The 24611-nt window shown below is 37.0% G+C and carries 18 protein-coding genes; 2 read left to right on the top strand and 16 right to left on the bottom strand.

Features of this window, described 5'->3' with window-relative positions; all coding sequences use genetic code 11:
- Positions 1 to 1072: 1072 nt before the first annotated feature.
- From IPM56_01440 to IPM56_01390, 11 genes are all read right to left on the bottom strand, one after another.
- Positions 1073 to 1591, bottom strand: coding sequence for a periplasmic heavy metal sensor (locus IPM56_01440; protein ID QQS36647.1), 519 nt, complete (start codon positions 1589 to 1591; stop codon positions 1073 to 1075).
- A gap of 1 nt (position 1592) precedes the next feature.
- The gene (locus IPM56_01435; GenBank protein ID QQS36646.1) at positions 1593 to 1940 is read right to left on the bottom strand and encodes a hypothetical protein; all 348 of its coding nucleotides are present in this window, start codon (positions 1938 to 1940) and stop codon (positions 1593 to 1595) included.
- A 55-nt stretch (positions 1941 to 1995) separates the two neighbouring features.
- Entirely contained in the window at positions 1996 to 2568 is a 573-nt protein-coding gene (locus IPM56_01430; GenBank protein QQS36645.1) for an RNA polymerase sigma factor, read from the bottom strand.
- 474 nt (positions 2569 to 3042) lie between these two features.
- The gene (locus tag IPM56_01425; GenBank protein QQS36644.1) at positions 3043 to 3948 is read right to left on the bottom strand and encodes a cation transporter; all 906 of its coding nucleotides are present in this window, start codon (positions 3946 to 3948) and stop codon (positions 3043 to 3045) included.
- A gap of 38 nt (positions 3949 to 3986) precedes the next feature.
- Entirely contained in the window at positions 3987 to 4880 is an 894-nt protein-coding gene (locus IPM56_01420) for a cytochrome c3 family protein (protein QQS36643.1), read from the bottom strand.
- Positions 4880 to 5455 carry a hypothetical protein gene (locus tag IPM56_01415; GenBank protein QQS36642.1) on the bottom strand — a complete coding sequence of 192 codons (576 nt, stop codon included), beginning with the start codon at positions 5453 to 5455 and terminating at the stop codon, positions 4880 to 4882. The genes IPM56_01420 and IPM56_01415 overlap by 1 nt, the downstream gene beginning before the upstream one ends.
- Positions 5456 to 5731: 276 nt before the next feature.
- Positions 5732 to 6568, bottom strand: a complete 837-nt coding sequence (locus IPM56_01410) for a DUF4097 family beta strand repeat protein (GenBank protein QQS36641.1) — start codon at positions 6566 to 6568, stop codon at positions 5732 to 5734.
- Positions 6569 to 6600: 32 nt separating this feature from the next.
- Positions 6601 to 7089: a hypothetical protein gene (locus tag IPM56_01405; protein ID QQS36640.1), complete on the bottom strand. Its 489-nt coding sequence runs from the start codon at positions 7087 to 7089 to the stop codon at positions 6601 to 6603.
- Between the two features lie 129 nt (positions 7090 to 7218).
- Complete coding sequence (locus IPM56_01400) at positions 7219 to 8718, bottom strand: serine hydrolase (protein QQS36639.1); 1500 nt, start codon at positions 8716 to 8718, stop codon at positions 7219 to 7221.
- A 152-nt stretch (positions 8719 to 8870) separates the two neighbouring features.
- Positions 8871 to 9671: a hypothetical protein gene (locus tag IPM56_01395; protein QQS36638.1), complete on the bottom strand. Its 801-nt coding sequence runs from the start codon at positions 9669 to 9671 to the stop codon at positions 8871 to 8873.
- Between the two features lie 196 nt (positions 9672 to 9867).
- On the bottom strand, positions 9868 to 10659 hold the full coding sequence (locus tag IPM56_01390) for a hypothetical protein (protein QQS36637.1): 792 nt from the start codon (positions 10657 to 10659) through the stop codon (positions 9868 to 9870).
- Between the two features lie 676 nt (positions 10660 to 11335).
- On the opposite strand from IPM56_01390, the gene IPM56_01385 reads away from it, so the two are divergent.
- Together IPM56_01385 and IPM56_01380 are read left to right on the top strand one after the other, a co-directional pair.
- Positions 11336 to 11998: a flagellin gene (locus tag IPM56_01385; GenBank protein ID QQS36636.1), complete on the top strand. Its 663-nt coding sequence runs from the start codon at positions 11336 to 11338 to the stop codon at positions 11996 to 11998.
- 32 nt (positions 11999 to 12030) lie between these two features.
- Positions 12031 to 12525, top strand: a complete 495-nt coding sequence (locus IPM56_01380) for a hypothetical protein (protein QQS36635.1) — start codon at positions 12031 to 12033, stop codon at positions 12523 to 12525.
- Positions 12526 to 12719: 194 nt separating this feature from the next.
- On the opposite strand, the gene IPM56_01375 is transcribed toward IPM56_01380, so the two are convergent.
- The 5 genes from IPM56_01375 to IPM56_01355 form a co-directional block, all read right to left on the bottom strand.
- Positions 12720 to 12968, bottom strand: coding sequence for a hypothetical protein (locus IPM56_01375; GenBank protein ID QQS36634.1), 249 nt, complete (start codon positions 12966 to 12968; stop codon positions 12720 to 12722).
- A 193-nt stretch (positions 12969 to 13161) separates the two neighbouring features.
- The gene (locus IPM56_01370) at positions 13162 to 14823 is read right to left on the bottom strand and encodes an FAD-dependent oxidoreductase (GenBank protein QQS36633.1); all 1662 of its coding nucleotides are present in this window, start codon (positions 14821 to 14823) and stop codon (positions 13162 to 13164) included.
- Positions 14820 to 16241 carry a GHKL domain-containing protein gene (locus IPM56_01365; GenBank protein ID QQS36632.1) on the bottom strand — a complete coding sequence of 474 codons (1422 nt, stop codon included), beginning with the start codon at positions 16239 to 16241 and terminating at the stop codon, positions 14820 to 14822. Before IPM56_01365 ends, IPM56_01370 begins: the two co-directional genes overlap by 4 nt.
- Before the next feature lie 233 nt (positions 16242 to 16474).
- A complete protein-coding gene (locus tag IPM56_01360; GenBank protein ID QQS36631.1) occupies positions 16475 to 20968 on the bottom strand; it encodes an FG-GAP repeat protein in 4494 nt (1497 codons plus the stop codon).
- 48 nt (positions 20969 to 21016) lie between these two features.
- On the bottom strand, positions 21017 to 24487 hold the full coding sequence (locus IPM56_01355; protein ID QQS36630.1) for an SBBP repeat-containing protein: 3471 nt from the start codon (positions 24485 to 24487) through the stop codon (positions 21017 to 21019).
- Between the last annotated feature and the right edge of the window lie 124 nt (positions 24488 to 24611).

The following is a 24611-nucleotide window of genomic DNA, read 5'->3' as shown; positions in this document are numbered from 1 at the left end:
CTTCCATCATCGGTTGATTTAAACACACCGCTTCCGAATTGCGAACCGATCGATGCGGCGAACAAATCTCCTGAGCTATTCTTATCAAAAGAAATAACCCAATGATTTGCCAAGCCAGATTCCGTCCAGTTGTTACCATTATCAGTGGATTTAAAAATTCCCTTTGCAAAAGTACCTGCTAGTATATGATCGGAAGAGTTGGTGATTAGTGAATGAACACTGTAAAACGATGTGCTGTCGAAAGGAAAGTTTGTTTTCTCCCAGAAGTTTTGTCCTGAACAAACGCCGAATGAAATGATGAATAAAAGTACCGCAATACGTTTCATAACATCCCCGTAATTTTATGTTGATTTTTCTATAATAAATATAGATTAATATCGCGGTGGTTTAAAGAATTAATATCAATAATCTTTTAATAACCGGAGGCGTCATCAATGGGCTTTGTGTTTTCTGAGTGAGGGGGGAAATAATTATTACCTCCAATAAATTAATTCCCAACAGGAGTTTTACAGAAAAACACTTTATGAGACGCCTCCTTATTGTTGTTAACGACGAGGAGTCCTTTTACAACAATCGAAATCCGTTACTGACTTTATAATTTCTTCCGATGAAATATTTTCATACTAACTATATCATCAATCCTTTTCAGCAGAAAGTACAAACTGGAAATTCTTTTAACCTATTCTTGTCATCTGACAAAAACTTATAATTCATTTACTCCATCACAGCTTACCGGCTGCCGGCAGGAGTTTGAATTGATTTAAGTTTTGTTTCCGATGTTTGTTCTTTCTCCGTCATCTTACGCCGGCAAATGTTTGTTGTACTTTCTCTCTACTAGTATAATAAAAAGTTATAACACCCGCCGAAATCAAAAAGTTCATTATGCAGCATTCTTTTCAAAATATTCTAAGTACGAAAACGGACATAGTTATTCATAAAGTCAGTTTATTTTTTTGACGATTTAATACATATAAACTTGCGAGAAAAAAATTATTTGTTATTAGTGATGATAAACTCTACAATAACCTGTGGGAAGTCACCTGCTAATAATTGCTAACTAACACAGATGAACTTAAATTGGTGGTGGTGGTTCACCAAATGGCGGCGGTTCATTATGATGATTTTCTTTATGCCCCGGAGGATGTTTCCTGTTTCTTTCAAACATCTTCTGGAATTTAGTTACCTGATCCGGCTTAAGAAATTTTGCAAGCTCGGAAAAATGATCGAACGCATATTTTTCAAGCCGGGATTGAAGTTTACCGATATCACTGATTAATGCATCTACTCTTATTGAATCATATTTTCCTGAAAGCCCTTCTTTCTGGATTTCTCTTTTCAAAGTTCCGATACTGTCATTTAATGTCCGAGTAAGACCAAAAAATTTATCGCGTGATTCCCTTAACTGCTTATCCTGTTCTTCAGTTAAACCCAATTCAGTTTTAAGGAATGTATCTGTACCCCGCATACCGGGGGACTGTCGCTTCAAAGGCGAAGGTCTGTCCATCCACAATAAAACTAAAGTTGTAAGATTTATTATTACAAGAATTATTATCAGCCAGACGTATGTTTTTTGTTTTGTAAGCCAGTCCATATCAATCCACACTATTTAATGCCGGATAAGAACTATAACCAGGGTTAACAGAATATTCTGTCTTTATACTATCAAGATAATCCTGCCGCAGCGCTGTTGATTCAGAATCCCCCTGGAAATAAACTATAACTGAGTAAAGGTTAACTGTTAACAACAGAATGAAAAGAATAACGCGGGCAACTTTAAACAAGGCGGAAAATATATTTTGCTTTTTTGTTTTGGCTGATTCTTCTACTTGCGCCTTTACCCTTGTGTACATGAACTGGTCAGGTTCGAGTGTTTCAATTGAATCAAACAACTTAATTGTCTGTTCAATTTCAGCTTCGATATTTATTTTTTCTCTATTCATTTTACACTTTGATAGTTTTGACGCCTAAAAATAAAATTCCTTGCGATATGTTCCCCTAAAGATTTTTATAATAATGATGAAGTTTTTTTTCAAGATTCTTTTTAGCCCTGTGAATTAGCGATTCCACAGCAGAAAGTGAGATTCCGAGTATATCAGCGATCTGCTGGTAACTCATTTCGTCATATTTGCTTAATGAAAACGCGATGCGCTGGTTTTCGGGAATAGCGTTAAGAGCTTTATTAAGAAAATATTTCCTTTCATCATTCTCAAGTGAATCACCGGGGAATTCCCGTTTAGAAATTTTTTGCTGAACCTGCATTTCATTTGAACTGTCTGAGAATCTCAGCAAGCCAAATCTTTTTTTCCTTTTTTTAGCCCGGAGATGATCAAGTGATTTTGTTACAGCAATCCTGTAAATCCATGTAGAAAATTTAGAATCCCCTCTGAAATATTTAATCGCTGAATGAACTTTGATGAAAACTTCCTGCGTCAGGTCTTCCGCGGTCTCTTTATCATTGACAATTCTGTAACAGGTATTTAATACTTTCCTTTGGTTGTCATAGAAGATTTTACGGAAGGCTTCTTCATCGCCGTTCTTAAGGCGATTAACAAGTTCTCTCTCTTCCATACTCAAATATAATACCTGCGGCAGTTATTTGGATAAATCTGTTGCTGAATGATTAGACAATTGAAGTGGAAGGAAGGATTAACAGAATAAGTGCTTATTGACAAGTGCTATTTGAATTATTGAATGGTTTAGTGCCAGAATGATTCTGTATCACAGTATGAAGTGTTAACACATAGACACAATAGGATCTATTAAAACTGATATCGGTTTTGTTTTACGAACTCTTTTAACCGTTTTAGCTTATTGTTTTCTATCATTGATATTTTTTTGATAAGGTAATAAGGTTTTTATTGTTTGTTATTTTAGAAGGTTACTAAGGTTAGGATTTTATAGTATTGTTGTATGGTTAGTGGTTTTTATTGCGGGGTTTGGATGGAGTTTGTTTTGGATGTGGTGAGTGGGTGTTGGGAACCGTCATGGCTTGGGAGCTTATTGAGACAGGCTGCTAATAGTTATTATAAGTCATTTGGATTTTTACTTATGGGGCTCTGTGTGTACTTCATCGTGTAAATCAAACGGCTCAAGATGTGTAGTGATGTTGGTCTGTGTATTAAAATTTTTTTTGAGTGTTATCTCCAATTCTGTCGCAATGTTATGTGCAGTTTCCAGTAGTGTGTCTTTGGGAAATAAAAGATGAAACTCCAACCACAACACATTTCCACTTTCTCTGTACCTTAACTGATGATATGCTAAACCTCTTGTGACAGTTTCCTTATCAAGAATCTTTTTAACAGTATTTGCGGTTTCTTTATTTCCTTCGTCCATCAATCCGCCGATGGATTGTCTTACGAGTTTACCGCCTGACCATAAAATATTTAATGCTGCAACAATTGCAACAATTGGATCGAAAGGAAGCCAGCCTGTTAACCAGGTAAGCAACAATCCTGCAACAACTCCAAAACTTGTCCAGGAATCGGTGAGCACATGTTTTCCGTTTGCAATAAGAATAATTGATTTGCTTTTTTTACCTCTTGAGATCAGATACCCGCCTAAGATTAAATTTAAGACTGATGCACCAAAGGTAAAATATGTTCCCTGATCAAGATTGGCAATTTCAATTCCAAAGATTAATCGCTTAACAGAAATAAAAATTATAAAAATAGCTGCAAGTATTATGAGTGCTCCTTCAAAACCTGCTGAGAAGTAACTTATTTTGTGATGACCATAAGTGTGTCCTTCATCCGCAGGTTGAAAACTATACCACAAACTAAATACTGCAAAGCCAACACCTATTACGTGAATTACAGATTCGGCTGCATCAGATAAAATAGCGGTTGAGCCTGTAAGGTAGTATGCATACCATTTGATGGCTAACATTATAATACCAAATGCAAATGACAGCCTGATAGCAAACATCTGGGCGGATTTTTCGGTATTCATAAAAGACTTTCAGAAAATAATAAATATGGTTTGTTTGATTAGTCATTGTCACTCTCATCGCCTCTGTTATTTCTATTCTCATTTCCTTTGGCTTCGTCTTCATCGCCAGACCTATGACATTTAACACAATTGCTAAAATCTCTTATACCTTCTTTAATATGTTTTTCTGATATGCGTGCCGGCTGATGTTCGTGGCAATTATAACAAGTGTATGATTTGAATTTTTTTTGTTCGTTGTGACAATTTTTACAATCCGAAGGATGGTTTTTATCAAACCTGAAATATTTACTATGATCAAATGTAGATGGCTTCCAGGCGTTTGTGTTATGGCATTGTAAACATTGAACAGTTTTATCCAATCCTATGTGCAGCTCATCATCAGGAGTTTTATTTATGTGACAGTCTTTGCAATCATTTTGTTTTTCACCGAGTAATTGATGTTTAAACTCAGCACGTTCCCATTTATCAGTGGTATGGCAGTTTGAACAATCATTTAAAATGAGATTGTGAATTTTGTTATCGGGTTTTTTATCGGTATGACAATCTGCACAATTATTCAACATCTGTTTTGGCAGAATTGAGTGTGTAAAATTTAATGTTGCATTTTCTTTTGATAAGCCATTGTGTTCTGTATGACAATAGTAACAGTTGATGTTTTTTATTGATTTATGAAGAAGATTTGTTTTATTGTTCGGTTTTTCACTAACTGCCTGTGATACTTTTTTTAATCCTATTTCACTTAGCTTATGACAGCTGATACATTTTTCTGTTGGTGCACCGCTGCCAATAGAATGACAAGCTAAACAATTGTTTTGAAGGTCAGTATGTCCTTTTACAAGCACTCCAGGATTTATTGTATAATAAGGAAATAAAAATAGTGCTGTTAATCCTATGATTAACGTTAGCGTAAAAAAGAATAATGTTCTTTTCATTACCACCTCCACATTAAAAGTGTGACGATAATATGTATCAGTGCAAACGCAATAAAGATCATAGTAAGCGGCATATGCACTTTGCGCCATTTTTGCATTGTATCAACAAGAAGTGAACTATATAAAAGTTCCTTTTCAATCTCGTCTGTTGTTTTATTCTGCTTTACAAGTTCAGCTTCTTTATCCTTTAATCTTTCCTTAGCCTGTTTTAAGAGATACTTACCTGTTAATCCACTTGCAACAACGATTACCATTGCAAAAAGTGCAAGCCATGGGATTACCGCATTAAAATGAACACCGCCGTGTACAAGAATTAGTAGTGCCCCTATCCATCCCTGAAGTTCATGATTTTGAAGCAATCTTTTGGGCGAGCCGGATTTAATTATTTTTCTTTTTCTTAGCGAGTAAATAAATGAAGCTATAATCACAAATGTTCCTGCTATTCCTAAATATCTTCCAATCCAGACTAAACCTGCAAGGTGGAATAAGAAATCTAAAAGTATTGCTGATATGATTAGTGAAATGAAAATTAATGCGGAGGGTATAATTTTAGTGCCAACAAATTTAAGTGCCATTTTGTTCTCCCACAATTCAAGTTATATTTTATCAATCTCTTTCATTAGCCTGTCGGTTTCAATTAGCACAACTATTATTTTCAGGTGGTGTTGTATGTTGTCATAGCTTAGTGTTCTGTTTTGCAGTTTTAAGCCATTTTTGAAATAGATTGATGAGGTGGAATTACCGGGTTCTCATTTGCGCACGACCTGGCAAAGAATATCAAAAAGAACGTCATAGCTATTTTTGTAATTAATAAATTCAGAACATTGGTTTCACTTCTCATTGTGCGCATTTTATATTCCCTCAAGAGTAACATTACCCGTTTTACTTTCTAAATAGATTACTCCGGTTGCATCGTTCAATGTGCCGGTGATCTCAGTATTTGTGTTTGTTAGAATAGTCAGATCCAGATTTTTGATTGAAACACTTCCGTTGTTTGTTTTTAGTACAACAGTCGCTGACGTACCTTTTGGTATTTTTATGTTTATATCACCGCTTTCAGAATAGCAAATACAAAAACCTTCATAAGGAAGTGCCGCAGTGGAAGTTATTTTACCGCTTATGGTCTTAACATTTATTGAACCGGAGTGATGATCTAATATTGCGTTGTATGAACCAGTCTCTGCGCTAATATCAGCATTCAGGAAATCTGTTTGTATTCCCTTGTTTGGTGATGTTAGTTCGATAACCCTTTTGTTGATCTCTAAGTTTAGATTACACCCGTATATATTTTCGGTGTTTGACGGATAGACGACTTTATACATACCAGAATCACCGGATACGGAGTTTTCAACACTTATTTTTTTCATTTCAGATTCTGCTGCCTGGTACGACTTTGCCCAAACACTTCTGTCAATTACATAGCGTGTTTTAAGTGTATCTACAACGCCGTACAGGTATGTGAAACCGATCGGATTTGTTATGCTGATTTTATTTACCTGTGAATGAAATTCAAATTGACCAGTTACTCTTTCTTCAGCTTTGAACATTGTTTGGGGTTCATCGGGATTATCACATCCGTTAAAGCAAATGATCAGAAAAATCATTGCAGGTAAGATAGATTCCAGAGGAATTAATTTTTTGGAGAAATAATTTAAAACACTGCGCCGCGTTATAGATGAATTAAACAACTGCCTTACTCCTTCCCCTATAATATTTACTGCTATAAATTAATACTGCCTGCTATCCGTTTAAACTCCGGTAAATATTTTTCATACTGCTCCGGAGATGCCGAGAATGTCAGAACATATCCTTCTTTTCCGTCAACTAAAAAATAACTCAGCACTTTAATATCAAGCTGACCCATCGTGTGTGTGTATACGATTTTTTTACATTCAATCCCGTTCACTTCATCATCCGAAGTTTCTATTACCACAAAGTTTGTCATCACCCTTTTCATCGTTTCAAGATTAGCGTTTGTGTATTCGTCATACGTCATACTACCCGGAAGTTTTTCCATTACCGCGTTTCCGTTTTCGCGGAACTGGTCGTATTCATTTTCAAGAGGACTTAAACCCATTATAAGGCAGCCCATATAATCGTGCTGCACCAGCCAGTCACTCGGGAAAGTTAAAATATCCCCGCTTTTTGTTTTTGAGCATGAAAAAAATATTAGTGAGGTTAGTAAAATCAGCGGCAGGATATTTTTCATTGAGGTTACCCTTATTTGTTTATTTGATCTGTTTAAAATTACGACTAAACAATTTGTAAATCCTAATATTTTTTGTTTTTAAAGATGACATCTTTAGGAAAAGATGTCATCTTAAAGGGGTGCAAGATGTTATCTTTTTACTTCTAATAAAGCATCCTCAAACAACGGAACTATTTCTTCAATGACCATTGGTATTTTTTGATGTTCCATTCCATCGTGACTATAATCAGATGATGCTGTTACGATAACCATATTCAGATCCCTGATAACCATTATATACTGTCCGCCGGCACCGAGCGCTAAAAACATATCGTGTTCGAATTTACTTCCGTGAACGGGATCATTCCACCAGCTTTTATTGCGTTTACTTCTGTACCACCATTGAAAGCCATAATCAAAAAAATCGCTTTCGGCAACGTACGGTTTTGTTGATTCTTTAATCCACTCTTCAGGAACGATTTGCTCACCTTTCCATCTGCCATTATTTAAAACGAGTAATCCGATTTTAGCCATATCTCTCGGATAAAGTTTTAGACCAGCATCACAGGGAACCACACCATTTTCTTTTTCCCAGTCAAATTCGGTAATACCCAGTTTGCTGAACAATACTTCTTTTGCAAATTCATCGGCTTGTTTTTTCTCAAGGCTATAAATTATTCCGCCGAGCAGATTAGAACATTTACCGCTGTATCTGAATTTCTCTCCCGGCTTTGTTTCCATTTCACTATTAAGTATATATCGAATAAAATTATCGGGTCCGTGATCTTCAAAATCGTCATCCTCGTTAAATCCGGCAGTCATAGTTAAAGTATGTTTAAGAGTTATCTTTTCCTTTACCAGTGTTTTATACGATTTGTACAGAGGGAAAAAATCAAAAATCGGTTTTTCAACATCACTAATTTTATTACGGTTTAAAGAAATTCCCAGCAGTAGAGAGGTAATACTTTTTGTGCATGAATTTATGCGATGAAGTTTGGTTGGATTATAATCGAAGAAATATTCCTCAAGTATCAGTTTACCATCTTTTATAATTAATATTGATTCAAGATGTCCCGATTTTTGTTGAAGTATCCTATCTATAAAATTGTAAAATGCTGCTGAGTCTTTTACAAAATCGAATATGGAATCTGTCAGTAAATAATTATCAAGTTGCTTAGGTTTTGTATATCTATATGTAATTTGCCCCTGGCTGTCCGGTGTGCGCGGGTAGAATAAGTTCGTAAAATCTTTTCCTGTACGAACAAAATTTACAGGTTTAATTTCATCTTCTGAATGAACACCTCCTTTAAGCATTTTACTTTCAGCATCCAGGGTGAGAATCAATGTATCCGAATCCGAATCAATTATTTCTATTCTCTTTACGATACTATCATATTGAACTTCATTAAACTTCCATCCCATTTTGAACTCATTGTCACCGATAAAACAACAACGGGCTGTCAGTTTATTATCACTATCTTTTTTAATTAATAAAACAGCATTTTCTGCATCACCAAAATCAGTTGATGTTTCTTTGGTTGATATCCAGATGCCTTCGATATCATTTGAGGAAGAGCTGTTTTTGTCAAAACAACTATTGAGAAAGATTGCTATAAACGCCCACGAAAAGAATACTTTTAGTTGATTCATCATAGACCCCTTATAATCTATATTATGCGTAGTATTTTATTTCAGAACAAGATCTAACTGAATAATTTTTTCTGCAGTATTATTAAAAACATTTGCTGGAACCCTTCACTTACTTGTCCGTCTTTGACGGATTAAAGCGGTTATACCGATTTTTAGCTAAACAGTTTTTTAAAAAATCCTTTATTATTTTCTTTTGTAATATATGGTTGATAATACAGTTTACCCGATAACCAAAATTGACCTTGTATAACTCCATTTAATTTGGGTTTATCTATAATTAGTATTGGATCAGCAACAATATCTATTTCTCCGCCTAAAGTATTAACTAGAAACCAATAAAAATGATTTCGAGTAAATGAATTTACTTTAATATCAAACTCTTTTATGATACCTGTAAACATACCCAATGCTTCCGGTGGTTCAGTAGATTCACCTTCAGGTTTGAATAAACCCATAGGTATAAAGGATTGTGTAGCAAATTTTACATCAGAAGTTTGTTTTGAATTGAATTCGTCTTCAGAACTATATAAAGTTATTTTTTGTGCAAAAGCTGAAAGTTGGATTTCAAAGTTATATGGGAATTTTATTTCACCAATTGTTTTTGCATTTGGTAAATCAAAAACGAATGGATATTCACCAGAATCTGGATTATTTATTTCGATCGGATTAGACCAACAATGAAAAGCGCCATCTAAAATACTGTCTGGTCTTTGAATTATTTTAGTCAAGCATACTAATCTTTTTGAATACCCATTATAATGAGGATTCATCCCAATTAAAGAATTATTTTTATCAACTTGCATCCACAATTCAGCACCAGATGAATCTGAATAAACAATATATTTACCATGATGTGCTTCTTCTATTTTTCCAATACCATATATATTTTCTGCAAGTTTGTATAATTCTTGTTCTGATGTTATATGAAAACCTATATTTGAAAAATTACTCATATCTTTTATATTGATATAACGGCGTGTTATGTTAAACCACAGCGCCGTATTTATAATTAATTAAAAGATTTCCTGTGTTTATTTTTTCTAAAGCACTCTTTTCAAAAGATCGACCAGAACTATTTTTTTTCTTTTTACGGTATTGTTCATCCGCCTTTGGCGGGACTCTTTACTTATTAAAGATGTTATGCAACTTTTAATAATAACTTAATGGTTTAGAAATAAATATTTTGTTTTTCCAATTCATAAAACTGATTTTTAGATATTTGTCTTGTTTTTTCATAAATGAATCTAATATTTCATCAATTTTATTATAATCATCTTCAGACTTATATCTATAAAATTTAACTAATGATTCTGAATCAATTATTCTAGGTGGATTTTCTCTTAATGGCCAATTCCCTTTATCTTTAATTTCTATTTGCGATAAATCTAAACTATCATTTATCATTTTATCCAAAGCGTCAAATTTATCTTGACTCATTTCTGCAATAAATGCAAATGACATTTTGGGAAATCTCCACAAAAGTAAATTATTCCCTTTATTTTCCAGACTATCACATTGTTGAAATTCCAATTTCTCATCATCCATTGTTAACTTATACTTATTTGTTACACCATTGTTATTAATATTAATGAGATAAAAACCTTCGGAAATTGGTAATTTATAATGTGCATTTGCCGGACCAAAAGCGTGGAACTGTACAGACGGACAAGAAACTCCGTTTATAACTATATCAATTGTATCACGATGAATGTTTGCCAGGTATTTAATTTCACAATTAAATTGACTGTATTCTTCTTTTGTGTGCATCACTAAGAAATATGAAGGCTCAATATTTCTATGATCATAATCTAATTCACCATAACCTTCAATAATAGAAATATTAATATCCAATTTACTATCTCTAACTTGACAAATTAATATATCCGAAGAATATGCAAGGATACTATAAGCCAATAGAATTAATTTAATCGCTTTGGTCATATATAAAAATTAAAATTAGTTGCAGAACTATTACTTATACAGCCAATAATCCCCGCCACGACGGGCAAGCTATATAACACACCGGCTGTAAGCATGTTACATTCATTAAAAAACTTTTGTTTCATAAAAATTTCAAAACTTTCCGCTGCATAACATGCTGCATATCAAAGAATGTTATCCCGCAAAAATTCTTACTGCTTACTTCTTTCTCCTGGCTTCTGCTAAAACTATTTTTCTCCCGTTCCGCTTTTCATACAATCATAACATGTACAACTGCCTCAAAGCACTGCCCCGGGATTATCGATTTGTAAAAGGGGCGCATAAAAACATTAGCAACTTAAAGCAACTGAAAACTAATTTCAAATGAAAAATGGAGGATGTATTATGGTTGATGTGTGATGGTTGATGGGCAGGAAACGGGGAAGAAGGAGTTTGGAATGAATGAATGTTTTGGAGTTGAAATGAATAACGATTTATGATTAACGATTTAAGATCAACGATTCCACTTGTAACGGACAAGTTTTGATTTACGAAGTTGTAAGGTACCCGGTTTTTTTTTGGCTCTATAATTTTCAAAAATCTTTACGATAATCATTTGGGGAACATTAAGTTCTGGTTTCTGATATTAAGCAAGGATGCTTAATAAGCTCTTGTTCTGGTTACAAGGAGGTAGCCCATGGCATTTTCAATCAACACAAATCTGAGTGCTCTTCAGGTTTATAATTCTCTAGCCAAAATTAATTCGCAAACTCAAAATGCTCAGTTACGTTTGGCGACCTTGAAACGTATCAATTCAGTCGCAGACGACATTTCCGGCTTCAATGTTGGAAATACACTTAAAAGGCAGACATTAACACAACAAGCCGAGATCAATAACGGTTCTTCAGCAATGAATTATCTTTCCACTGCAGAATCTTCATTGCAGCAGATTGTTGATAAACTGAATAAAGTAACAGAAAAGTATACTGAGTCTCAGGATCCGCTAAAATTAAAATCTGCAATCGCAAAAGACATAAATGCAATCGCAGACGAAATTGACGCAATAATCAAAAACACAAACATAGGTGGAAGAAATATACTGGCTAACAGTGATGGAACGGTGCTTGCAACCAATCCTGTTTTTAAAGTAGGCGGCGACCTTACTATTGACTTTGCAAGTGATGACTATCTTAATGTCAGCGATCTTGATGCAATATTAAACGGTGGTACCGTAACTGACCCGGGAGTACATTCATATTTGGGCTCAGTTATAAATTCTACTGATCCGTATACATTAGGTGATTCAGTTTCCACTGTAGAAATCGCTATGCAGATGGAAGTTCGGAATCATTCAATGTAACAATTGAGAGCGGGGGTACATTATGGGATCTAGTGAATGATTTTTATGAAGACGTTCTTTGGCAGGATGCAGGTATTTCAATCAGTGGCTTTTTTGATCCGATGGGTCAATTCACAGTAACCGCACAGAATTCAAATGTAACAAGCCTGATTTCAACTTCAGGCGTAGACATAACTACACTATTAGGAATAACTAGAGTCTCTACCGGTTCCACCAGCACTACAGGTTTACGCGCAACTGATCCGGACGCGGTTTTATCGGCAGCAAGTAATCTTACTGCAGTTACAAACAATGTTAAATCTGCGCTTGGCAGGATAGGTAATCTGTCACAGATAGTAGAATCACGAACAGAGTTCCTTACATCTTCTATAGCAAATAACAACTCAGCAATATCAAAATTATTTGATGCTGATATGGCATTGGAACAATTGAAAGCAACCAAAGGAAGTCTAGGCGTACAGATAGGTACTTCAATGCTGGCTCAGGTAAACATTGCACCGCAGCAATTACTAACTTTGTTCCGTTAAAAACTAATATGGAATAAACCTGCCGGATAGATAGTGTTTTCCGGTTAACAATATTAAAAAAGGCGACCAGTCAAGGTCGCCTTAATTGTTATTTTTGCTTTCTTACTTCTTACTCCTGACTTCTGAATTCTTATTCCTTGCTTCCTACTCCTGGCTTCTAAACTTACACCTCCGAATCCTAAGCCGCTTAACCATCACCACTTCTCAACAACCTTTGGATCAAACTGAACAATGCCTATCGCTCTGCCTTTGCTGCGGATCACTGTCGGTATGGAAAGAAGAGCCTCTTTTTCATTGTCGGCGTCAATTATCGCGTAACCGGTATGGTCACCTGATTTACATCCCCAGTAAAAGTGAGTGAGATAACCAATGGCGAGTGTTTGTTTGATTACGTGTGTACATTCTTCATGCGCGTGAGGAGAGATAACTAAAAACTTTTGCATAACTGATTCCTTTAAATTTTATGAATAAAAAATATTTATCCCGGGTGATCATTATAAATAGAGGCTTCTAAAAAATTATAATTAAGTAGTCATCCTGAATTCATTTCAGGATCAAACGAGAAGATTCCGAAATAAATTCGGAATGACAACGTTTTTAAATCCAATTTTTTAGAAGTCATAAATAGTAATCTGCTTACATCTCTTCAAGATATTTACGTACAAAACGAATTGCCATAGCGCCCTCACCTACTGCGGATGAAATACCTGTTAACGCTGTCGACCTGACGTCACCGCAGGCAAATATTCCGGGAATGCTTGTTTCGGGCAGATAAGGTTTTCGGTCCAGTTTCCATATTGACTGAAATGATTTAACATTTGCCAGGTCGTTCCCGGTTATGATGAATCCTTTTTCATCTTTAAAAACAATGTTGTTCAGCCAGGTGGTTCCGGGTTTAGCACCTATGTATACAAACAATGCTTTTGCAGGAACGATACATTGTTCGCCGGTCTGTAAATTCTTTAAAGAAATTTTTTCTAATTCTTTTTCACCTTCAACTGAATCAATACCTGTAAACGGATGCACTTTGATGTTCGGGGTTTTAATTATACTCTGTGCAAGATAATTTGCTGCTGTACTTTTAATTGAGTCGCGCCTGATAAGTATGTTCACTTCTTTGGCAAACTTACACATATACATCGCAGCCTGGCATGCAGAATTTCCTCCGCCGATTATATAGATGATCTCATCCCTGCACGCATGCGCTTCAACAGCAGCGGCACCGTAATAAACTCCGGCGCCTGTAAATTTTTCTAATCCGTTGATATTAAGTTTAGTGTACTCCACACCTGTTGCAATGACCACCGACTTGCTGTGAATTTCTGAGCCGTCCGTCATTTCAGTTATTTTATAACCATCCTGTACGCGAATATTGCTTACAGTTTTGGGAGTAAGAATTTCTGTTCCGAATCGAAGTGTCTGTGTGATCGCTCTTCTGCTTAGCTCTGATCCTGAAAGTCCTGTAGGAAAGCCGAGATAATTTTCTATACGTGCACTGCTGCTTGCCTGTCCGCCGGGATTACTTTTTTCAATCAATATAGTTTTTAAACCTTCGCAGGATCCATAAACAGAGGCTGCAAGACCTGCAGGTCCTCCGCCAATGATAAGAACATCGTACATTTTTTGAGATGCTTTTTGTTGAAGTCCGATCCTGTCAGCAATTTCAGGAAGGGATGGATCACTGACCCACGTACCGTCTTTCAATACTACTAACGGCAGGTTATCACGATTAACATTGGTACTCCTGAGATATTTTTCGGAATCAGGATTGGTTTCAACATCAATCCACATATACGGGATAAGATTTCCTGAAAGAAATTCTTTAAGCTGATGAGATTTGGGTGACCACTGAAAACCAACTATGCGTATGCCTTCGTGGTCCGGTTTGTACTGTGCCTGCCATTCTTCAAGCAGATCATCAACAACAGGATAAAGTTTTTCTTCGGGTGGATTCCATGGTTTCAGTAAATAGTAATTAAGTTTAATCTCGTTGATCGCTTTAATCGCAACTTCGATATCTGAGTAAGCAGTAAGCAGAACTAATTTTGCATCGGGATAAATCTCTTTTGTTTTTTCCAAAAACACTACGCCTTCCATTTCCGGCATACGCTGATCGGAGATAAACAAAGCGACAGTTTCATTTTTCAATTTCAGTTCTTTAATAAGTTCAAGAGCTTCGTTCGCCGAATCAGTAGCTGTTATCCTGTAATCAGTGTGATACTTTGAGCGGACATCTCTTTGAATTGCTCTTAGCACCTGCTCATCATCATCAACGATTATTATTAATGGAAGTTTCATGTTGTTGAATGTTTTTCGTGTGATAAAGGCAGACAGATATGAAATTCTGTTCTTCCCGGTTTTGAGTTAACTTTTATTTCGGCATTATGACGTTTGATAATTCTCTTTACAAGGTCGAGTCCAATGCCTGTTCCTTCACCAACTTTTTTTGTAGTGAAGAAAGGATCAAATATTCTTGATAAAATTTCCTGGGGAATTCCTGATCCGTTATCAATTATTTTAACGTTAACATATTTACTATCACAAGTTGTTTCGATTGTAAGCTCACCGCCTGCCCCAAGCGCATAAATAGCATTGTCAATAATGTTTGTCCAAACCTGGTTCAGCTCACCGATATACGCCGGGACTTCTTTTAGATCATTACAAAAAGTTTTTGTTACTTTGATATTTTTATCGCGCAGTTTGTGACCAAGCAGAGTAAGAGTGTTGTCAATATCTTTATGAATGTCCGTGCTTTGCAATTCATTTGTCCTGTCCATATGAACATGACTTTTAATAGCGCCGACAAGATTTGATATTCTTGTTGATGCTTCACCGAGGTCTTTTATTATTCTCTGGGAGCTTAACAGGTTTTCAATCCACATCAGTATCTGAGAAAGATTTTCCTTCGGGATATTTTGATCCATTGATTCAAGATCTTTGCCGGAGAACCCTGCATCAGTAAAAGTCTGAACTACTAACTGATCAACAGGAAGTCCTTTTTCTTCAAGCCAGTTTATTAACTGATCTTCTTTATTCATCCGCTGTAATGCACTTAGTTTTTGCTGGGGTGAATTATCTTTCGATTCGATTTTCTTTCTGAAATATTTTATATGGTCAGGATCTATGCCTGAACTCAACAGTTTTTCTGTCAGTTCTATGTTAAGAAACAACCGGTTTGTCAACTCATAGGATATCCTGTTTATTGCGGATGCAGGATTGTTAAGTTCATGTGCAATACCAGCAGCAAGGTTTCCCAACGCACTTACTTTTTCATGCTGCATCTGAGTTGTTGCAAAGGCTCTTGCACGTTCGGTCATATAACCAATTAACCGTTGAATAAAATCAGGGTTCAGCCGCTCAAGTTCAGGGAAAAAATCTTTGTGAAGGCGAAGTCCGCGCAGTTTACCGTTCGCAACAGAATTACCCGGGGATATTTTCAATCTTGAATAAGGAAGTAAACCGGTAACACCGCCTGATTCATTATCATTTGCAAAGGAACGATAAAAAACCAATCTCCCGTTTACATCCATATAAAAATCCACACGACCCTGAATAATTATAAGCATCCAGTCAACAGCTTCACCGGTTTTGCCTAATAACTCTCCATCTTCATATTCAACTGTTGAGGAATGATCCATTATCCAGTTTAAATGTTCGTCAGGCAGATCGCTGAGAGCAATTACTGTTTTTAATTCTTCTATTGTTGCTGGCTGCATAAAAAAAATTTAACTGTTGTTGAAACAGTTGCTGATTGTAAATTCGATTGAGTTTTACTTACTAAGAGAATTGAGATTAATTCGGACGCAGGAAGATTGTGAAAAAACCCGGTCTAAGTCAAGTGATTTGTTAATTGGATAAAGGAAACAAAAAAGGCGACCATTATTGATCGCCTTAATTTTAGTTTTGCAATTTCCTCTCGCGTCTTTACGTCTTACCTCTAACTTTTTTCCTATTTCATCAATACAAGTTTTTTTGTTTCGCTAAAGCTGCCAGCATTCAACCGATAAAAATAAACTCCGCTTGATAAACCTTCGGCATTGAATTCCACTTCGTATTGTCCTCCGGGTTTATTTTCATTAACAAGTGTTATTACTTCATTACCAAGTACATCATAAACAGTTAACGTAACGTGCTGAGACGAGGCGTGCCTCGTCTCTACATAAGGGATTGAATATGAAATTGTTGTTGTTGGGTTGAATGGGTTTGGGTAATTTTGCTTAAGCGAAAATTCAACCGGGATAAAATTCTCTTTGACCAAAAGTTTAGTTATCTGATCATTATGGATTGTAAGTTTTTCTCCGGACCTAAGATTAGAGTTTACAATTTTTCCTGTTTCATCCTGCAGATTTAAATCAACTCCTTCAGCAGTAATTGTAAATGGATATTCCAGCGACCTAAACTCGATCACCTGGTATCCGGCTTTTATATCTTCTGCCTTTCTGCCTGTACTATACCTGATATCAAATGAACCTTTCGGCGGCAGCGGAGGCATTAAATAATGATCGGGGTTTGCTTGCCCTTCGATAGTATAAAGAATAAATTTTTTTCCACTTGCATCAGAAAAAATAATGCTGCCAAATTTCTCTGTGTAATCAGATGCAACTATTTTTTGCTGCTGTACGTCTGATGAAATATTTATAACTCCATTTCCACTTAGTAAAATCCAGTAACCAAATCCCGGTTCAAGATTGACAGCATTAAAATATGTTCCGTCCCAGCCGTAAATTGTATTCGGCACTATCAGTCCCGGTGGTGTTGTAGTTAAGGCATTAACCGGAACAAAGTTTTCATAACCTCCTATCATATTCCATCCGGTATTCACAGTTATAGGATTGTTAGGAACACTTTGAATTGCAGGCCACTCTTCGCCGGTGTTATATGTTACTGAACCATTGTGCAGCATCCAGTAACCCTGAGTTGGTGCGGTTGTTGTTACCGGAACATAAGTGGTTGTCCATCTGTAAACATCTGCGAGTGGATTTCTGAATTGCCACCATGTATTAACATTCTGATCGACAGGATGTAAACCCGGCACAGATACCATGTTCCATCCGTTGTAAACACTAACTGATAATGAAAACGTTGCCTGAGCTGATATACTTGAAGTGGTATGCAGACTTAAATTATTATGAACATCCTGTGCTCTGAGAAAATAGTATGCAGTTCCTGAAAGAGGATTTGTGTCAACAAAAGTGGTATCAAAAGTCTGGGTATAAATATCAAGCGTATCAGGATTTGCACCGGCAACATCCGATCTGTAAATAACATAATTATAAAGGTCAGATTCTGTGTTAGCTTTCCATCCGAGCTTAACATCATCACCAAGAATGTTTGCATAAAAATTAAGAGGAACGGAAGGCGAAAGATTATCAACACTGTGTCCATATTTAATATTTGAATACCACAGTTCATCAGGATGTGTACCGCGGGCAATAACACGGAAATAAAAAGTACCGCTTGTGTTTGACATTGAATCGTATGGTGTTGGAGAAACATATGAGTATTCCAATTCTCTTATTGCCGGTATGGTAGCAACATAATCCCAAATAAATCCAGGAGTACCGGGAGGATCACTTCTTTGCAAAATATATTCTGCAATTCTGTTTTGACCTAGAATATCATACCCGCTTCTCTTCCAACTAACTCTAACATAACCACCCTGATCGTTAGGAATATCTTTAACAGATTTTAGTGGAGGTTTAATTGGAGGAGTAGATGAAAGATGTAAATATGCTCTGCCCCAATCAAACCCTTGACCGTCATACCCGATTGCACCTATAATAATATCAATTAATCCATCTCCATTTACATCTCCTGCATTAGAGACTGAACCGCCAAAGAAATTATTTGCGGTTTCTCCTGTTAATATTAGATCGGCAACATCATCCATATTAGGAGCGCCAAAATAGACATAGACGCGACCAGTGCTGATTCCTGCTGCATCATTGCGATCGGCCCCAACAATGACATCAGAGTAACTATCCTGGTTAAAATCTCCTGCACTATGAACTGATACCCCGAAGAAGTCTCCAGCAGCCTCAGAATTTAAGGTTACATCAGGAATATTATCCATCGTTTGCGCACCAAAATAAATGTATACTTGACCCGAATTAGTTCCACCCATATCATTTCCCCGGGCACCAATTATTATATCATCATATCCATCCCTGTTTAGATCTTTAGCTGTAGAAACTGAACTCCCAAGAAAGTCTGCTGCAGTTCCTCCTGTCATTATTACATCTGCAACATTATTCATAAGCTGACCGCCATAATAAATGTAAGCTCTGCCGTCAGAACCTCCAAATGGATAACCGACGGCACCAATGATTACATCAAAATATCCATCTCCGTTTACATCTCCTGAAGTTGAGACCGAAGAACCAAACTGATCACCTGCTGCTTCCCCCGTCAAAGTTACATCTGCTATGTTATCCATACTTACCCCACCAAAATAAATGTAAGCTCTACCTGCATCACTTCCTGCAGCATCATTTTTTTGGGCACCGACTATTACATCAAAGTAACCATCTCCATTTACATCTCCGGCGTTGGATACTGACTCACCAAAAAAATCTCCGGAAGCTACTCCAGTCAGAATTACATCTGCAATATTATCCATTGACACTCCGCCAAAATATATGTAAGCTCTGCCTGCTTCGTTTCCACCAGCATCATTTTGTCTGGCACCAACAATTACATCAGAATATCCATCTCCATTAACGTCTTCTAAAGCTGATACTGAATAACCAAAATTATCCCCCGCAGATTCTCCTGTTAATACTATATCTGCAATATTATCCATACCTGATCCACCTAAAAAAATATATGCGCTCCCTTGTTCTGAGGTACCAGTGCCCCATGCACCGACGATTACATCATCATATCCATCGCCATTTACATCTCCAGCGGTAGAAACCGAACATCCCAAAAAATCTTGATCGTTGCTACCCGTAAAAAATTCATCAGGAATATCTGAACCGGTAAGAGAATTTGTGTAGAGGTAAGCTCTGCCTGCATTCACTCCACCAGCATCGTTAAAATGAGCCCCAACGATAACATCAGTATAACCATCACCATTCATATCTCCTGCTATGGAAACCGAACCACCAAACCTTTCTCCTTCCTCGCCTGTCAGAATCACATCTGCGATATTATCCATAGATTCTCCGCCAAAATAAACATATGCTCTGCCGGCGTTATCGCCTCCGGTATCATTTTGCTGAGCACCGACTATTACATCAGAATATCCATCTCCGTTTATATCGCCTGCTGATGAGACTGAACTTCCAAACACGTCACTGGAAGCTGCGCCGGTAAGAACGACATCTGTTATGTTATCCATTGATGAACCGCCAAAATAAATATATGCTCTGCCTGCCGTATTTCCAGCGACGTCATTTAAATCAGCACCGACTACTGCGTCCGAATATCCATCCCCATTTGCATCACCCGCACTTGAGACCGAACTCCCAAATGAATCACCGGCAGTTTCACCAGTAAGAATCACGTCGGCAAATATATCCATAGGCGATCCTCCTAAATAAATGTATGCTCTGCCTGCGCTAGTTCCACCGGCATCATTACCAATTGCACCAACAATTACATCAGAATATCCATCTCCGTTTACATCTCCCGCCTCAGAAACTGAGTATCCAAAAACGTCACTAACGGCTTCTCCTGTTAGAATAACATCAGCAATATTGTTCATTACTTGTCCGCCATAAAATATATATGCGCTTCCCGAATTTGCACCACCAGTATCATTTCTATCAGCTCCGACAATTACATCGGAGTAACCATCTCCATTTACATCACCTGCTGTTGAAACACTTATACCAAGACGATCTCCGGCTGTCGAACCATTAATTTGTAAATAGAAATCCTGACTCATCGGGTTTCCGCCCAAATAAATGAAAGCACTACCGGCAGCCGATCCTGCTGCATCAGAAGAGCAGGCACCAACTATCACATCATCAAACCCATCCCCATTCACATCACCAGCGGAAGAAACTGACCAGCCAAATCTGGAATCGGCAAGATTTCCACCATCCAATATTCTGTCCGGAATAGAATTTATTATCTGTCCCCCAAAGAAAACATATGCTCTGCCATTTGTCTGCGCGAAAGGTGCGCCAACTATAATATCATCATAACCATCTCCATTTACATCTCCGGCAGAAGAAACTGAAAAAGCAAACTGATCTCCAGCAACCTGTCCTGTAAAAATTCTTTCCTGGATTGCTTCAGGCAAAGGTTCGCCACCGCCTTTATTTGATGCTGAGTTTAAAATAGACTGCAATTGTTCTGAACTGATTCCAGGCTCCTGTGATTTTGTGTTTATATCAATTTTTTGTTCAGGTGATTTTATTAATTCTTGTGCATTGCCAGTTGCAATTAATCCAAATAAAAGAACGAACAAGAAAATTTTTTTATTTAGAATCATAAAGCCTCCGTTAAAGTATTTTTTGTTTATAAATTCTGAGTGATGTTTTTATTTTATTAATATCATCTTCTTTGTTTCAACGAATGAACCTGCCTGTATCCTGTACAGATAAATTCCGCTTGCGTATTGTGAAGCGTCAAAGTTAACGGAGTAAACACCTCTATATTTTTCCTCGTTTACGAGAACAGCTACTTCATTCCCAAGTACATCATATACTTTTAATACAACATTGCTTCTTTGGGGGATTGAGTATTGTATTGTGGTTATCGGGTTAAAGGGGTTGGGATAGTTTTGTGCAAGTTGAAATTCTTTTGGTGACAGCAAACTTCCTTCATCTTTAACGTCAACTGTGTTGTTGAGATGAAGTGTATCGTCGATAGTTCCATTGTTGCCCACATCTATAAGTACAACAAGCTGTGAACCGGTTAAATCAATCCAGTCTGGAATAAATATATGTGAGGTATTTGCGGTTAGCTCAATATCCGAAGCACTAAATATTCCGACACCATTTTCGGTAACATAGTTCAGTTCGATATTATAATCTTTTGCAGAACCATAAGAAATCAGACTTAACTTGCTGCTGTCAGGGTTTTCAATTTTGACGGAGTCATTTTGTGATAAGTCAAGCTCTGTGAGAAAGAATGATTTTTCAAGAACAGTTTCATTTATAATATTTAAAAGGTTTAAACTTTTATCACGCTGATCAGGATTTACTGCTGAAACACCCCCATCAAAAAAGAATCTGTCATTGTCTAAACTGAGGACATCATCTCTGAAAACTTTGAATGATTTATTACCCGAATAGAAACTGACTGAAGCATTTGCTTCTTCATAGTCATTCATGTGTATCGAATAATCTGCTGTTGTCATATCATACCCGATCGGTGGACTGGAACTTCCATTTTCAAGAATATTCGGGATGCAGGTTGGAATATCATCAATCAATATCCCGTTTTCATACCCACTTGAATTCCCAAGCTGGTCTGTTATTTTAATTGACGCGTTACGTGTATTAAAAATCTGCAGTTCATTTTCTCCAAGTATAAATGGAGAATTTCCAGAGTAGTATTTTGGCATAGAAGGGTTAACTAAGTAATTGATTGCCGGATCCCGCACGTAAAACGTCTCTGTTCCGCCCCAGTTTGTCCATGCATATATCGGTGTCCATGTATTCGCTATTGTATCAACAATAATTATGGCGCTATCCAGGTTGTCAGGATAAGCGTTATCATACGTAAAAACATACCAGATATTTGGCAGCGTTGTATCCTGTTCTAATCTATATGCCATAATAGAGTGTCCGCCAGCATCATTCGGATCATTGCTGACTATACTTAATGTTCTTACAATCGGATCGTCATCAAGCAGCATTGCTTTGAGGTCGTTAAGTGTTTCGTTAGGTGTTTTCAATAAACCAATAGCATTTCTGTATGCTCTGTGCTCAACACCAAACTGGTGCGTATATAGTTCGTTTATTACTGTTCTCACTGAATCATCCGGCTGAATCTGAATAGGGTTCGAAGCAGGAAACGAAGGATAGTTACTTTGAAATGCAGCGTTGTTTTTAAATAGCAAAACATTTGATGTTGACAAACCAAAACACGAACCTCCCCATTCGTCAGAATAATCTATCCATTTGAGTAATGCCGTTCTTGAATAGACCGGAGGAAAAGAAGTGTTAAAGTAACACGAACTTACTCCGAATGTTCTTACCCATGAGACCCAATCAGGATGATCGCTGCTTGATGTCTGGAGAAGTAACAAAGCCGGAACACCAAGTAAATAATTCGAGCCGGTGAAGGGGTCAGTCCCGTAATAATTAAAATTCTGCCAGAACTCTACTGGCCACACAGATGCAGAATCATTTCCAAACTGATAAGGATCCCTGGTAATAGAATACGCATCATAGTCTCCGTTGCTGGTAAGTCTTGTTAGCAAATACGGTTTTATTTTAAAAGTACCGCTTGTAGCAGAGACAAGAGGATTAATAACATCTGTTAGCTTTATCTTTACTTTTTTGCTGAGAGTGTTTTTTGGAATTTTCCAGGGATACCTGCGGTCTTTGGCGAGAACTCCAAGTTTAATTATAGAATATGTGTTACCATCATCGGTGCTGTATTCGATATCGAGCAGTTGTCCATTTTCACCGCCTGTCCATTTAATTGTATCGGTTTCACCGGCAATCCATTTTTGACCGGCAACCGGGCTGGTAATATTTAATCCTTGTGAGTATTTGATTGTCGCATAATCTCCGTCGCTGCCGCCGGTGATGTACACATTTGCCGCACTGTCAACCACAATTGCATTTGACCGATCGTGACCAATTCCGGATGGCCCACTATATCTCTGCACCCATTGTACAGTACCTGATGAATTATATTTTATTGTTGCATAATCATAATTTGAACCACTTCCATAGCTTTCTCCTGTTACATAAACATTCCCATCATCATCAATGGTAATTGCATTTGCCTGATCCTCATTATTACCCGGTCCATTGTATCTCTGTACCCACAGTTCATCACCTGAAGAATTATATTTAATTGTTGCAAAATCAAAATGTGTTCCACTTCCAGAACTCTCACCTGTTACATAGATATTTTCATTGTTGTCAATTGAAATTGCGTATGCTACATCATTGAGATTGACCGGTCCCTGATATCTTTTCGCCCATTGCTCAACTCCATTAGAATTATATTTTACTGTTGCATAGTCAAGATTTGCTGCACTTCCGGGACTCTCTCCGGTTACATAAACATTTCCATTATCGTCAACTGCAATTGACCTGGCCACATCATAGCCATTTTCGTCCGGTCCGTTGTATTTCCGCACCCATTGCTCGACTCCATCTGTATTATATTTTATTGTGGTGTAGGCATAATTTAACCCGCTATCTCGAGCCACCCCTGTTACATAAACATTTCCATCATTGTCAACTGCAATTGCTTTTACTAAATCGCCGCTAAGTCCGGGCCCGGTGTATCTTTTCACCCATTGCTCAACTCCAGCAGAATTATATTTTACTGTTGCATAGTCATAATTAACTGTTGCGCCCCCGTAACTTTCTCCTGTTATATAAACATTCCCTTGATTGTCAACCGCAATTGCTCTTGCGTAATCAGCATTATTACCAGGTCCATCATATTTCTTCAGCCATAGTTCCACACCATCAGAATTATATTTTATTGTTGTATAAGCATGAGTTGTATCTTCCAAACTGTAACCGGTCACATAAACATTACCCATGCTGTCAATTGCCATCGCATAGGCTACACCTTCATTGTATCTTTGCAACCACGTTTGAACACCCTCAGGATTGTATTTAATAGTTGCAAAATCAATTGATACATTTCCAATACTGGAACCTGTTACATAGACATTTCCCGACTTATCAACTACAATAGAACGAGATATATCGGTGGCATTACCAGGTCCATTGTACCGGCTTACCCACTCTTGAGTTACTTGTGCAATAGTAGTTGCAATAGAAAAAATGCTTATCAGAATTGCGAATTTCATTTTGTCTCCAGACACCATTTATTAAAAGTGATTTTTTGAGGAGTAAGAGTATTATTAAAACGAGGCGAAATATTCCGCTGTCGTTCCGATTTTTATAACGTATGTTCCAAAGAGTGGTTTATTA

This window comes from Ignavibacteriales bacterium (genome assembly GCA_016700155.1).
GTDB lineage: Bacteria > Bacteroidota > Ignavibacteria > Ignavibacteriales > Ignavibacteriaceae.
Note: the sequence above shows the minus strand (reverse complement) of the source record. Positions and strands in the feature narration are given on the sequence as shown.

Excerpts from the sequence above, each read along its gene's own strand:
- IPM56_01355 (QQS36630.1), bottom strand. The coding sequence starts at position 24,487 with ATGAAATTCGCAATTCTGATAAGCATTTTTTCTATTGCAACTACTATT.
- IPM56_01365 (QQS36632.1), bottom strand. The coding sequence starts at position 16,241 with ATGCAGCCAGCAACAATAGAAGAATTAAAAACAGTAATTGCTCTCAGC.
- IPM56_01385 (QQS36636.1), top strand. The coding sequence starts at position 11,336 with ATGGCATTTTCAATCAACACAAATCTGAGTGCTCTTCAGGTTTATAAT.
- IPM56_01425 (QQS36644.1), bottom strand. The coding sequence starts at position 3,948 with ATGAATACCGAAAAATCCGCCCAGATGTTTGCTATCAGGCTGTCATTT.
- IPM56_01440 (QQS36647.1), bottom strand. The coding sequence starts at position 1,591 with ATGGACTGGCTTACAAAACAAAAAACATACGTCTGGCTGATAATAATT.
- IPM56_01360 (QQS36631.1), bottom strand. The coding sequence starts at position 20,968 with ATGATTCTAAATAAAAAAATTTTCTTGTTCGTTCTTTTATTTGGATTA.
- IPM56_01415 (QQS36642.1), bottom strand. The coding sequence starts at position 5,455 with ATGGCACTTAAATTTGTTGGCACTAAAATTATACCCTCCGCATTAATT.
- IPM56_01420 (QQS36643.1), bottom strand. The coding sequence starts at position 4,880 with ATGAAAAGAACATTATTCTTTTTTACGCTAACGTTAATCATAGGATTA.
- IPM56_01395 (QQS36638.1), bottom strand. The coding sequence starts at position 9,671 with ATGAGTAATTTTTCAAATATAGGTTTTCATATAACATCAGAACAAGAA.
- IPM56_01430 (QQS36645.1), bottom strand. The coding sequence starts at position 2,568 with ATGGAAGAGAGAGAACTTGTTAATCGCCTTAAGAACGGCGATGAAGAA.
- IPM56_01370 (QQS36633.1), bottom strand. The coding sequence starts at position 14,823 with ATGAAACTTCCATTAATAATAATCGTTGATGATGATGAGCAGGTGCTA.
- IPM56_01390 (QQS36637.1), bottom strand. The coding sequence starts at position 10,659 with ATGACCAAAGCGATTAAATTAATTCTATTGGCTTATAGTATCCTTGCA.
- IPM56_01375 (QQS36634.1), bottom strand. The coding sequence starts at position 12,968 with ATGCAAAAGTTTTTAGTTATCTCTCCTCACGCGCATGAAGAATGTACA.
- IPM56_01435 (QQS36646.1), bottom strand. The coding sequence starts at position 1,940 with ATGAATAGAGAAAAAATAAATATCGAAGCTGAAATTGAACAGACAATT.
- IPM56_01400 (QQS36639.1), bottom strand. The coding sequence starts at position 8,718 with ATGAATCAACTAAAAGTATTCTTTTCGTGGGCGTTTATAGCAATCTTT.
- IPM56_01405 (QQS36640.1), bottom strand. The coding sequence starts at position 7,089 with ATGAAAAATATCCTGCCGCTGATTTTACTAACCTCACTAATATTTTTT.